The following is an 11,982-nucleotide window of genomic DNA, read 5'->3' on the forward strand; positions in this document are numbered from 1 at the left end:
GGCCACCGGATCCGGTGGCCGCCCCCCTTCCCCCGTTCCGGGTCAGCTCTCGCTGGGGGCGTCCTCGGGGACGACGTCGACCCCGGCCTCCTTGCGCTGCGCCGGGGTGATCGTGGTCGGCGCCGCGGTCAGCGGGTCGAGGCCGGACGCGGCCTTCGGGAAGGCGATCACGTCGCGGATGGTGTCCCCGCCGGCCAGCAGCATGACGGTGCGGTCCCAGCCGAACGCGATGCCGCCGTGCGGCGGCGGACCGAACTTGAACGCCTCCAGCAGGAAGCCGAACTGCGACTCGGCCTCCTGCTTCGACAGGCCCAGCACGTCGAAGACGCGCTGCTGCATCTCGGCGCGGTGGATGCGGATGGAGCCGCCGCCGATCTCGTTGCCGTTCAGGACGAGGTCGTAGGCGTCGGCGAGCGCGGAGCCGGGGTCCTCGTGGAAGGTGTCGGCGAACTCCGGCTTCGGCGCGGTGAACGGGTGGTGCACCGACGTCCAGCCGATCTGCTCGCCCTTGTCGTTCTCCACCGGCTCGAAGATCGGCGCGTCGACGACCCAGACGAAGTTCCACGCCGACTCGTCGATCAGGCCGCGGCGGCGGCCGATCTCCAGGCGGGCCGCGCCGAGCAGCTCCTGCGTGGCGTGCCGCTTGCCGGCCCCGAAGAAGATCGCGTCGCCGGGGGACGCGCCGGTCTTCGCGGCGAGCCCCTCCTTCTCGGTGTCGGACAGGTTCTTCGCGACGGGCCCGCCGAGCGCGCCGTCCTCCTGGACGAGGACGTACGCGAGGCCGCGGGCGCCGCGGGCCTTCGCCCAGTCCTGCCAGGCGTCCAGCTCCTTGCGGGTCTGTGACCCGCCGCCCGGCATCACGACGGCGCCGACGTACGGGGCCTGGAACACCCGGAACGAGGTGCCGGCGAAGTACTCGGTCATGTCGGTCAGCTCGAGGCCGAACCGCAGGTCGGGCTTGTCGGAGCCGTACCGGGCCATCGCGTCGGCGTAGGTGATGTGGGGGATCGGCCGGGGGATCTCGTACCCGGCGATGTCCTTCCAGAGCCGCGCGACGAGGTCCTCGCCGACCCTCAGGACGTCGTCCTGCTCCACGAACGACATCTCGATGTCGATCTGGGTGAACTCCGGCTGCCGGTCGGCGCGGAAGTCCTCGTCCCGGTAGCAGCGGGCGATCTGGTAGTAGCGCTCCAGGCCGCCGACCATGAGCAGCTGCTTGAACAGCTGCGGCGACTGCGGCAGCGCGTACCAGTGGCCGGGCTTGAGCCGGACGGGCACCAGGAAGTCGCGGGCGCCCTCGGGGGTGGAGCGCGTCAGCGTCGGGGTCTCGACGTTGACGAAGCCGTGCTCGCGCATGACCTCGTGGGTGAGGAAGGACGCCTCGGAGCGGATCCGCATCGCCCGTGCGACGGCGTCGCGGCGGATGTCGAGGTACCGGTACTTGAGCCGGATCTCCTCGTTGACGTTGACGTCGCCCTCGATCGGGAACGGCAGCGGCGCCGACTCCGACAGCACCCGGATGTCGGTGGCGGCGACCTCGATCTCCCCGGTCGGCAGCTCGGGGTTCTCGTTGCCGGCGGGCCGGACCCGGACCTCCCCGACGACCTGCACGCAGAACTCCGAGCGCAGGTCGTGCGCCGCCTCGTCCTCGCGGAAGACGACCTGCGCGGTGCCGGAGGCGTCGCGCAGGTCGATGAACGTGACGCCGCCGTGGTCGCGGCGGCGGCCGACCCAGCCGGCCAGCGTGACCTGCTGCCCGGCGTGCTCCTTGCGGAGCGCGCCCGCCTCGTGGGTGCGGATCATTTCTGCAGCCTTTCCTTCAACGTCGTGGTGAGGTCGGTGAGGGGGACGGCGTCCTGCTCGCCCGCGGCCAGATCCTTGACCTGGGCGACGCCGCCGGTGATATCTCGCTCACCGAGGATCACGGCGTACCGGGCGCCCGACCGGTCGGCGTCCTTCATGGCGCCCTTCAGCTTCTTGCCGCCGAACGCCATGTCGGCGGCGATCCCCGCCCGGCGCAGCTCGGCGACCAGGGCGAACAGCCGGCGCTCGGCGGTGTCGCCGAGCGCGACCCCGAACACCTCGCAGCGCGGCTTCGGCGCGAACGCGGCGCCCCCAGACGCGCCCTCCGCCGACTCGGCCTCCAGCGCCAGGATCGTGCGGTCCAGGCCGAGGCCGAACCCGATGCCGGGCAGCGGGGGGCCGCCGATGTCCTCCGACAGGCCGTCGTAGCGTCCGCCGCCGCCGATCCCGGACTGCGCGCCGAGCAGCGGGTGGTCGAACTCGTAGGTGGTGCGGGTGTAGTAGTCCAGGCCGCGGACGAGGGTGGGGGTGTCCTCCCAGGCGATGCCGAGATCGGACAGCAGCTCCCGGACCCGGTCGTGGTGGGCCTTGCAGTCCGCGCAGAGGTGGTCGGCCATCAGCGGGGCGCCGGCGAGCTGCGACTTCACCTGCGGGCGCTTGTCGTCCAGGACGCGCAGCGGGTTGATCTCCACGCGGGCGCGGGTGTCCTCGTCCAGGTCGAGCCCGCGCAGGAAGTCCTGCAGCAGCGCCCGGTAGGCCGGACGGCACTCCCTGCAGCCCAGCGAGTTCAGCAGCAGCCGCACCCGGGTCAGGCCGAGCGAGCGGTACCAGTTCGCCGCGATCGCGATCGTCTCCGCGTCGACCTGCGGGTCCTCGCTGCCGATCGCCTCCAGGTCGAGCTGGTAGAACTGCCGGTACCGGCCCTGCTGCGGGCGCTCGGCGCGGAACGCGGGCCCGGACGTCCACACCTTCACCGGCAGCGCGCCCTTGTGCAGGTTGTTCTCCAGGACGGCCCGCAGCGCCGACGCGGTGAACTCCGGCCGCAGCGTCAGCGACCGGCCGCCCCGGTCCTCGAAGGTGTACATCTCCTTCGACACCACGTCGGTGGACTCCCCGACGCCCCGCCGGAACAGGTTCGTGTCCTCGAAGACGGCCAGCTCCAGGTAGCCGTAGCCGGCCAGCCGGGCCTGCTCGGCGAACGCCTCGCGGATGGCGTAGAAGAGGTCCGCGCGCGGTGGAACGTACTCACTGACCCCCTTGGGGGCCCGGAAACTCGAACTCATGGTCTTTTCGGCTCAGAATCCCTTGTTGGGCCCGCCGGCGGGCTTCAGCTCCGCCAGGAACGGGTTGGTCGCGCGCTCGCGGCCGATTGTGGTCTGGGTGCCGTGCCCGGGCAGGACCGCCGTCTCGTCCGGCATCGACAGGCACACCCGCGACAGGCTCGCGAGGATCTCCTCGTACGAGCCGCCGGGCAGGTCGGTGCGGCCGATCGACCCGGCGAACAGCAGGTCGCCGGTGAACATCACGTCCGGCAGCTCCGGCGTCTTCGGCGTCCGGAAGGTCACCGACCCGGGCGTGTGGCCGGGCGCGTGGTCGACGGTGAAGCTCAGCCCCGCCAGCTCCAGCACCGCGCCGTCCGCCAGCTCCCGCACGTCGTCCGGCTCGGTCAGCTCCAGGCCCCCGAACAGCTGCTGCCCGGGGGCCAGGGACAGCCCCTTGGCCGGATCGGTGAGCAGGTCGCGGTCGTCCGGATGGACGTAGGCCGGGACGTCCTTGGCGCCGCACACCGGCGCCACCGACCACACGTGGTCGATATGGCCGTGCGTCAGCAGCACCGCCACCGGCTTCAGCCGGTGCTCGCGCAGGATCTCCTCGATCCCGGCCTCGGCGTCCTGGCCTGGATCGACGATGACGCACTCCTCGCCCGCGGCGGGCGCCACGACGTAGCAGTTCGCGGCGAACGATCCAGCGGGGAACCCGGCGACGAGCACGGTCGTCCTTCCTTAGAACCATCTCGGGTGGGCGTGTCCGAGCGTACCGGCGCGGCCGCGGCCACCGCGAACGAGATGGGCCGATCGCCGTGTCGCGCGGCGGCCCGCGGCGGGTTCGCGGAGGCGGACCGGGCCGTCACGGCTTCCTCCATGTTCGTTCAGGCAGAAGTCCGTGCCGGGCCCGGGTGCCGCTACTATGCGCTGCACGTTCACCTGATCACAGCGGAAGGGCAGGCACGTGGCGGGGAAGGACCGCAAGAAGCAGCTCGCTCGGCAGCGCTACGAGCGGCAGCAGCAGGCGCTGGCGCAAGCGGCCGCCAAGGCCCGCCGCGTCAAGATCATCAGCTCCGCGGTGGCGGTGGCGGTCGTCGTGGTGGGCGGCGCCGCGTTCGTCGTGTTCACCGGCAAGGACGACAAGTCCAAGGCCGACGGGCTCCACTGCACGTACAAGCCCGCGGGCCAGGCGGCCGGCAAGATCAAGAATCTCGGGACCCCGCCGACGAAGCCCGCCTACAAGGGCACCGTCCAGGCCACGGTCAAGACCAACCAGGGCGACGTCGTCATGGAGCTGGACGCCAAGGCCGCGCCCTGCACCGTCGGGTCGTTCGTCCACCTCGCCCAGAAGGGCTTCTACGACGACACCCCCTGCCACCGGCTGACCAGCGGCGGCCTCAACGTCCTGCAGTGCGGCGACCCGTCCGGCCAGGGCACCGGCGGCCCCGGGTACCAGTACGCCGACGAGAACACGGCGAACGCCAAGTACACCGCCGGGACGCTGGCCATGGCGAACTCCGGCCCCGACACCAATGGCAGCCAGTTCTTCCTCGTCTACAAGGACTCCCAGCTCCAGCCCGACTACTCGGTGTTCGGCAAGATCACCAAGGGGCTGGACGTGCTGCAGAAGATCGCCAAGGCGGGCTCGGACCCCGCCGGCGACGGAAAGCCCAAGAAGAAGGTCACGATCCAGGACGTCGCGATCGCCCCGGTTTAGGCGATCGGGATACTAAGGTGTGGAGGGTCCGGAGGCCGTGAGCCTGATCGGACCTGCGATTCAGGAGGCAAGGGTGTCCAGCGCGACCGATCCCTGGGGCCGGGTGGACGAGGACGGCACCGTCTATGTCAGGACCTCCGACGGCGAGCGCGTCGTCGGCTCCTGGCAGGCCGGCGCGCCCGAAGAGGCCCTGGCCTACTTCAAGCGCAAGTACGACGCGCTCGTCACCGAGATCGGCCTGCTCGAACAGCGCGTCCGCACCACCGACCTGCAGCCCGCGCAGGCCCAGCACAGCATCGCCCGGCTGCGCGAGGCCGTCGGCGAGGCGCACGCCGTCGGCGACCTCGACGCGCTCGCCCGCCGGCTCGACGGCCTGACCGAGCAGGTCGGCCGGCGCCGCGAGGAGGTCAAGGCCCAGCGCGAGCAGCACCGGCACGAGGCCCGCGAGGTCAAGGAGCGCATCGTCGCCGAGGCCGAGCGGATCGCCGCCGAGGAGACGCACTGGAAGAACGGCGGCGAGCGGCTGCGCCAGCTCGTCGAGGAGTGGAAGGCCGCCGACCGTATCGACCGGCCCACCGAGACCGCGCTGTGGAAGCGGCTCTCCTCCGCCCGCAACGCCTTCACCAAGCGCCGCAAGGTCTACTTCGCCACTCTCGACGACCAGCGCGAGGAGGCCCGCCGCGAGAAGGAGCGCCTCGTCGCCGAGGCCGAGGCGATGCGCGAGTCCACCGACTGGGGGGAGACCGCCGCCGCCTACCGCGACCTCATGCGCCGCTGGAAGCTCGCCGGCCGCGCCTCCCGCGACGCCGAAGAGGACCTCTGGGCCCGCTTCAAGGGCGCCCAGGACACCTTCTTCCAGGCCCGCAGCGCCGCGTTCGCCGAACGCGACGCCGAGTTCCGCGGCAACGCCGAGGAGAAGGAGAAGATCCTCGCCGAGGCCGAGCGGCTGCTGCCCGTCCGCGACGTCCGGCAGGCCCGGCAGGCGCTGCGCGCCATCCAGGAGCGCTGGGAGGCCGCCGGCATGGTGCCCCGCGACCAGCGCGACCGCCTCGAAGGCCGGCTCCGCAAGATCGAGGAGGCCGTCCGGGCCGCCGAGGAGTCGGAGTGGCGGCGCACCAACCCCGAGGCCCGCGCCCGCGCCGAGGCCACCGTCAACCAGCTGCGCAGCTCCATCGAGCAGCTGGAGAAGCGCCTCGACAAGGCCCGCGCCGCCGACCGGGACAAGGACGTCAAGGACGCCGAGGAGGCCCTCGGCGCCCGCCGCGCCTGGCTCGAAGAGGCCGAACGGACACTGGCTGAGTTTTCGTAGTCGCCCAGGGGGGCAACCCCCTGGAACTCCCGTTGCGACGGACAGGCCCGCTGCGCTCGCTGCACTCGCTCCGTGTGCCTGCCCGTGCCGGTGGCTGGGCTCTGGTCTTCCGCTGGGGTGCTCAGCCGGCTCTTCCTGGCCGGAGTTCAGTCGGGTCTTTCGTGTGCTTCAGGTGATCGGCCTGCCTAGGAAGGCCAGGAGGCGGGTTTGTTCGTCGGCGCCTTGGGGGGCGGGGAGTTGGGGGGCCAGCTGGCCCGCGGCGCGGAGGTCGGCGGCGATCATGTGGGCGGTCGCGAGGGCGTGGTGCACCAGGTCGGGGTCCAGCCGGGTCGGCTGGCCCGTGGCGCGGGCCAGGTCCCAGGCGTGCACCAGCGGCTCCAGGATGTAGCCCTGCAGGTAGTCGCCCAGCGGCAGGCGGCCGAGCGCGCCGACCGGGACCGGGCGGCTCAGCCCGTCCGGGGTCAGCGCCGCCGCGGCCTCCTTGCGGGCCGTCCGCCACGCCGCCAGGGCGTCCCCGGGCACGAAGCGCGCCGGGTCGGTGCCCACGTCCGGCACGGGCTCCCCGGTCGCCAGCGACCGGACCAGGTACTGCCCGCCGGTGACGTGGCCGGCGACGTCCCGCGCCGTCCAGCCGTCGCAGGGCGAGGGGGCGTCCCAGGCGTCGCCGGGGACGCCGGCCAGCAGACCTTCGAACAGGTCCAGAGCCCGGTGGTAGCCGCTGAGGTTGTGAGCCATGGTGGTCAGTGACCCGCGATCGGACCGCCCTGTCAAGCGCTATCGCGAAGCTCGTCCGGCGGGCGGTGCGGCGGCACCGCCCGCCGGGCCGTCAGGCGGGCGCCGCGCCGCGCTCCCGGAGCATCGCGTTCATCTGCGCGATCTCCGAGAGCTGCCCGCTGACCATCGTCCGGGCCAGCCGGCGCACCTGGTCGCGGCCGGTCCGCTCGAGCACGGCGCGGGCCATGTCCACGCCGCCGCGATGGTGCGCGATCATCAGCCGGAGGAACAGCACCTCGGCGTCCTTGCCCGAGGCCTTGCGCAGCTCGGCGAGCTGCGCGTCGGTCGCCATCCCCGGCATGCGGGCGCCGCCGGGCGCGGCGGTCCGCGGCATCGCCATCCCGGCGTGGCCGGACATCCAGCGCATCGGGCCGGCCGGGTCGGTCTTGGGCAGCCCCCACTGGTCGAGCCAGGCCGTCATCATGCCGATCTGCGCCGACTGGGTGTTGATGATGTCGTAGGCCAGCAGCCGGACGGCGGGGTCGGACGTCCGGTCCCGGACGATGAACGACATCTCCACGGCCTGCGCGTGGTGGGCGCTCATGTCGCGGGCGAACCCGGCCTCGGGCCCGTCCGTGCCGGGCTCGCCGGACCTCCAGGCCGCCGTCCCGAGCAGTGCGGCGGCGGCGAGGAGCACCAGGGCGGCGATGGCGACCGTGACGCGGCGGCCCCGGGTTTTCACGGCGTGTCCTTGGCGCCGTCGCAGGCCGCGCCGGGCTCCGGCGTCTGCGGGCCCTTGACGTAGGTGCTCAGGAACCGGTCCACGCGCGCGTCGCCGGCGTCCTGGAGCTTCAGCTGGTGGCCCCACGCGGTGAGCGCGATCGGCGCGTCCAGCGACGGGTACGGGCTGAGGAACGTGTAGTCGGTGCGCTCGACCTTGGCCTTGAGCGCGTCCAGCTGGGCCGCCGCCAGGCCGGGGCGGTAGGTGATCCAGACGGCGCCGTGCTCGAGGGAGTGGACGGCGTTCTCGTTGCGCAGCGGCTGGTCGTAGACGCGGCCGTCGCAGTTCTGCCACACCGGGTCGTGGTCGCCGCCCATGGGCGGGTTCGCGTCGTACTTGACGGAGTCGCTCGTGTGGTTGCGGGTAAGACCGTTCTCGACCACCACGCCCTTGATGGACGAGGCGTCCGCGGACGACGGCCTCGACTGCACGAACGCGTAACCGATGGCGACGACGGCGACCAGTCCGATGACGGTGAAGAAGGCGATGCCGCCCCACGGCACCTGCCGTTGCGTCAGGGCGTTCTTCTTCCTGGCCTGCTTGTTCCGGGCGCTCTTGGACATGGAGCGGTCCTCTCAGGGTTCTCAAGGGGCATACGGACATGGCGGCACCGCGCCTCAACGGGCGGTGCCGGTGGGCCTTACGGCCGGTCCGTCACAGCCGGAGAACCTGGAGGGACGCCAGGGAAACGGGCGTGAAGAAGCCGCCGGGCGGCGGCGCGGGGGCCCGGCCACCGCGGGCGGGCAGGCGCAGCAGCGCCCGGCGCCCCGTGGCGAGCCCCAGCAGCACGAGGGCGAAGAGCACGGCCAGGCACAGGCACGCGTCCGCCGGAGCCAGCGGCGGGAGCCTCAGCGGCGTGCTGAGGGACGCGGCGGCGGGTCCGGGATGCCCGGGTGCGCCGTGGACGGGAGCCGTGCGGGCGGCGGGCGCGTGCTCGGCGGGGACGCTCGTCCCGTTGCCGATGCACACGCGGTCGGGCAGCCCGTGCTCGAGGCCGTAGCTGAAGACGAGCCCGGCCACGACGAACAGCGCCACGAGCAGACCCGCCTGCCCATGGCGCCGGCGGTGGGCCGTTCCGGACACCGTCACGCTCCTGACTCCGTCTTCCGGCCGGTAACAACGCGGCGGCGGGACGCGGGGTTCCCGGTCCCGTCCCGGACTCCGGTCGGAGGCCGATACCCTCCTGACGGATCAGGCGTGCCGCGCCGGGTGGCTGGAGGATGAACCCTATGCGGCGACCAGGGGGTACGGAGGCCATTCTGCAACGCGATCTGACCGGACGCCGCCTCGCCGCGGCGACCGCCGTGCAAGTCCTGGTCATGGGCGCGGTGATCGGGGCCTACGAGCTCGGCCGCCATTTCGCCGACGGTCGTCCGGGCGACGCGTTCGCGCACGCCCGGTGGCTGTGGGACCTGGAGCGCACGCTCCACCTGCCGGACGAGGCGGCGTTCCAGAAGTGGGCGCTCGGCTGGGACGGCTGGGTGCGCGCCGCCAACGAGTACTACGTCCGCGTGCACTTCCCGGCGATCCTGCTGTTCATGGCATGGATGTGGTTCCGGCACCGGGAGGGGTGGCCACGGGTGCGGGCCGTGATCGCGGTCACGGCGGCGGCGGCCCTGGCGCTGCACTTCGCCTTCCCGCTGGCGCCGCCGCGCATGCTGCCCGGCCACGGGTTCATCGACCTGATGAACGAGTACGGCCCGAGCTCCTACAGTTCCAAGCCGGGGGAGGGGATGGCCAACCAGTTCGCGGCCATGCCGTCGCTGCACGTCGGGTGGGCGCTGCTGGTCGCCTGGGGCGCGATCCGCTACGGCGGCGGCCGCCTGCGCTACGTCCTGGCCCTCCATCCGGTCCTCACGTTCACCATCGTGGTCGTCACCGCCAACCACTACTGGACGGACGGGATCGTCGGCTGCGCGATCGTCGTCGCGACGCTGTGGGCGTCGTCCAGGATCCCGGCGCTGGCGGACCGGCCGCCCGAGCGGACGGGAGTGTCGCCCGCGCGAGATAGTGTCGGAGCGTGACCAGCAGGGCGGAACCGGGCGAGCCGGAGGGGCTCTTCGACGATCCGTCGGCCGAGGCCGCGGGCCGCTCCGCAAAGCGTGATCGCGCCGTGGCCGCGGCGCCGCCGGCGGCGGAGGCCGGGCGGCAGCCGCTCGCGGTGCGGATGCGGCCCCGCGCGCTGGACGAGGTCGTCGGGCAGGCCCACCTGCTCGGCCCCGGCACCCCCATCCGGCAGCTCGTCGACCGCGACGTGCCGATGTCGCTGGTGCTGTGGGGCCCGCCCGGCACGGGCAAGACGACCCTGGCCACGGTCGTCAGCCATGTCACCTCGCGCCGGTTCGTGGAGATCTCCGCGGTCAGCGACGGGGTGAAGCGGGTCCGCGCGGAGATCGACCTGGCCCGCCGCGAGCTCGGCATGACCGGGCGGCAGACCGTCCTGTTCGTCGACGAGGTGCACCGCTTCAACAAGGCCCAGCAGGACGCGCTGCTCCCGGCCGTGGAGAACCGGTGGGTGTCGTTCATCGGCGCCACCACCGAGAACCCGTTCTTCTCCGTGATCAGCCCGCTGCTGTCGCGGTCGCTGCTGCTCACCCTGGAGCCGCTCGGCGAGGACGACCTGCGCGAGGTGGTCCGCCGCGCCCTCGCCGACGAGCGCGGCCTGAACGGGGCGGTCGGCCTCGACCCCGCCGCCGAGGACCACCTCATCCGGCTCGCCGGCGGCGACGCCCGCCGCACCCTCACCTACCTGGAGGCCGCGGCGCTCGTCGTCGACGACGGCGCGGTGATCGACGCGGACGTGCTGGAGAAGGCCGTCGACCGGGCCGCCGTCCGCTACGACCGCGAGGGCGACCAGCACTACGACGTCATCAGCGCGTTCATCAAGAGCATCCGGGGCAGCGACGTCGACGCGGCCCTGCACTACCTCGCCCGCATGATCGAGGCGGGGGAGGACGCGCGGTTCATCGCGCGGCGCCTCATCGTGCACGCCAGCGAGGACGTCGGCATGGCCGACCCGACCGCGCTGCAGACGGCGGTCGCGGCGGCGCAGGCGGTGGAGTTCGTCGGGCTGCCCGAGGCCCGCATCAACCTCGCGCAGGCGGTCATCCACCTGTCCCTCGCGCCCAAGTCCAACGCGGTGGTCATGGCGGTGGACGGGGCGCTCGGCGACGTCCGCAAGGGCCTTGCCGGGCCCGTCCCCGGCCACCTGCGGGACGCGCACTACAAGGGCGCCGCCAAGATCGGGCACGGCGAGGGCTACAAGTACGCCCACGACCATCCCGGCGGGGTCGTCCGGCAGCAGTACGCGCCCGACACCGTGGACGGCCGCGAGTACTACCGGCCGACCCGGCACGGCGCCGAGTCCCGCTTCACCGAGGTCCTCGCGCGGATCCGCTCGGTGCTGCGCGGCGACCCCCCGGCGAGGCCCGGCCGATGAAGATCGATCTCCCCGGCGCCGTGCTCCCGGCATCGGCGGCGCCGGCCCGCTACTCTGCCGGGAACGGCCCCGGGCGCGGTCCCGGCACGCCGGCCGCCGGGCCGGCGCCCGCCGCCGCCCGGCCCTGACCGGCGCCCACGGCGCGCGTCCGGGCCGGTAAGGTCTGTCAGGCCGGCGCCCGGCCTTGGCCGCAACCACAGCGAAACGGAAGCCCTCATGCTCACTGGTGGACAGCTAGCAGGTCTCATCGTGGCCGTGTTCTGGGCTGTGCTCGTCGCGTTCGTCGCGCTGACGCTGCTGCGGCTCGCCCGGCTGCTCGGCGACGCCAGCAAGCTCGTGCGCGACCTCGGCGACCAGGCGGCCCCGCTGCTGGACGACATGGCGACGACGGTGAAGCGCGCCAACGAGCAGCTCGGCCGCACCGACGTGATCACCAAGCAGGTCGCGGGCGTGACGCAGAACGTCTCGGCCGTCACCACCGTGATGACCTCGGTGGTGGGCGGGCCGCTGGTGAAGGCGGCCGCCTTCTCCTACGGCGTGCGCAAGGCGCTGAGCAGCCGCGACGGCGACGGGCGGGCCGCCGCGTCCGGCCGCCCGCAGCTGCCGGCCCGCCCGTCGGGGAAGGGGCGCAAGTGAAGCGGCTGTTCTGGCTGTCGGTCGGCGCGGGCGCGGGCGTCTACGCCACGCACCGCGTCAAGCGCCGGGTCGAGCGGTTCGCGCGCAGCTGGTCCCCCGAGGGGGTCGCGGCGCGGGCGGTGTCGACCGGGCAGTCCGCGGGCGAGCGGTTGAGGCATTTCGCGGCGGACGTGCGTACCGAGATGCGGGCCCGCGAGGAGGAGCTGCGCGAGGCCGTCCGCATGGACCAGGCTCCGCCCGAGACCCCGGGGCAGCGGCCCCGCCGGGTGCTGCGGGCGCGTTACACGATCATCGACGACGAGAAGGATGGCCACTGAT

General features: G+C 73.1%; 13 protein-coding genes. 6 read left to right on the plus strand and 7 right to left on the minus strand.

What is annotated here, in order from left to right; genetic code table 11:
• Positions 1 to 42: 42 nt before the first annotated feature.
• From aspS to F8568_RS40040, 3 genes are read right to left on the minus strand one after another with little or no spacing between them, the layout of a single operon-like run.
• Positions 43 to 1,803, minus strand: coding sequence for an aspartate--tRNA ligase (gene aspS / locus F8568_RS40030; protein WP_151598968.1), 1,761 nt, complete (start codon positions 1,801 to 1,803; stop codon positions 43 to 45).
• Positions 1,800 to 3,086: a histidine--tRNA ligase gene (gene hisS, locus F8568_RS40035; protein WP_151598969.1), complete on the minus strand. Its 1,287-nt coding sequence runs from the start codon at positions 3,084 to 3,086 to the stop codon at positions 1,800 to 1,802. Before hisS ends, aspS begins: the two co-directional genes overlap by 4 nt.
• A 12-nt stretch (positions 3,087 to 3,098) precedes the next feature.
• Positions 3,099 to 3,794: an MBL fold metallo-hydrolase gene (locus tag F8568_RS40040; RefSeq protein ID WP_151598971.1), complete on the minus strand. Its 696-nt coding sequence runs from the start codon at positions 3,792 to 3,794 to the stop codon at positions 3,099 to 3,101.
• Positions 3,795 to 4,032: 238 nt separating this feature from the next.
• Here F8568_RS40040 and F8568_RS40045 point away from each other — a divergent pair, with 238 nt between their 5' ends.
• Together F8568_RS40045 and F8568_RS40050 are read left to right on the plus strand one after the other, a co-directional pair.
• Positions 4,033 to 4,785 (plus strand): peptidylprolyl isomerase, encoded by a 753-nt coding sequence (locus F8568_RS40045; protein ID WP_151598973.1) that lies wholly within the window; start codon positions 4,033 to 4,035, stop codon positions 4,783 to 4,785.
• Between the two features lie 73 nt (positions 4,786 to 4,858).
• On the plus strand, positions 4,859 to 6,094 hold the full coding sequence (locus F8568_RS40050) for a DUF349 domain-containing protein (RefSeq protein WP_151598975.1): 1,236 nt from the start codon (positions 4,859 to 4,861) through the stop codon (positions 6,092 to 6,094).
• Positions 6,095 to 6,262: 168 nt separating this feature from the next.
• On the opposite strand, the gene F8568_RS40055 is transcribed toward F8568_RS40050, so the two are convergent.
• The 4 genes from F8568_RS40055 to F8568_RS40070 all read right to left on the minus strand — a co-directional run bounded on the left by F8568_RS40055 (position 6,263) and on the right by F8568_RS40070 (position 8,672).
• Positions 6,263 to 6,829, minus strand: coding sequence for a TIGR03086 family metal-binding protein (locus F8568_RS40055; protein ID WP_151598977.1), 567 nt, complete (start codon positions 6,827 to 6,829; stop codon positions 6,263 to 6,265).
• Between the two features lie 91 nt (positions 6,830 to 6,920).
• Positions 6,921 to 7,550 (minus strand): DUF305 domain-containing protein, encoded by a 630-nt coding sequence (locus F8568_RS40060; protein ID WP_151598979.1) that lies wholly within the window; start codon positions 7,548 to 7,550, stop codon positions 6,921 to 6,923.
• The gene (locus tag F8568_RS40065) at positions 7,547 to 8,152 is read right to left on the minus strand and encodes a DUF3105 domain-containing protein (protein WP_151598981.1); all 606 of its coding nucleotides are present in this window, start codon (positions 8,150 to 8,152) and stop codon (positions 7,547 to 7,549) included. The genes F8568_RS40060 and F8568_RS40065 overlap by 4 nt, the downstream gene beginning before the upstream one ends.
• 91 nt (positions 8,153 to 8,243) lie before the next feature.
• The gene (locus tag F8568_RS40070) at positions 8,244 to 8,672 is read right to left on the minus strand and encodes a hypothetical protein (RefSeq protein ID WP_151598983.1); all 429 of its coding nucleotides are present in this window, start codon (positions 8,670 to 8,672) and stop codon (positions 8,244 to 8,246) included.
• Between the two features lie 146 nt (positions 8,673 to 8,818).
• Between F8568_RS40070 and F8568_RS40075 the strand changes: the two genes are divergently transcribed.
• From F8568_RS40075 to F8568_RS40090, 4 genes are all read left to right on the plus strand, one after another.
• Complete coding sequence (locus F8568_RS40075; RefSeq protein ID WP_160573928.1) at positions 8,819 to 9,613, plus strand: phosphatase PAP2 family protein; 795 nt, start codon at positions 8,819 to 8,821, stop codon at positions 9,611 to 9,613.
• A 143-nt stretch (positions 9,614 to 9,756) separates the two neighbouring features.
• A complete protein-coding gene (locus F8568_RS40080; protein WP_202125908.1) occupies positions 9,757 to 11,028 on the plus strand; it encodes a replication-associated recombination protein A in 1,272 nt (423 codons plus the stop codon).
• Positions 11,029 to 11,244: 216 nt separating this feature from the next.
• Complete coding sequence (locus F8568_RS40085) at positions 11,245 to 11,664, plus strand: DUF948 domain-containing protein (RefSeq protein ID WP_151598988.1); 420 nt, start codon at positions 11,245 to 11,247, stop codon at positions 11,662 to 11,664.
• On the plus strand, positions 11,661 to 11,981 hold the full coding sequence (locus tag F8568_RS40090) for a hypothetical protein (RefSeq protein WP_151598990.1): 321 nt from the start codon (positions 11,661 to 11,663) through the stop codon (positions 11,979 to 11,981). The genes F8568_RS40085 and F8568_RS40090 overlap by 4 nt, the downstream gene beginning before the upstream one ends.
• The last annotated feature ends 1 nt before the right edge of the window (position 11,982 follow it).

It is taken from the genome of Actinomadura physcomitrii (assembly GCF_008923205.2).
Classification (GTDB): Bacteria; Actinomycetota; Actinomycetes; order Streptosporangiales; family Streptosporangiaceae; genus Spirillospora; species Spirillospora physcomitrii.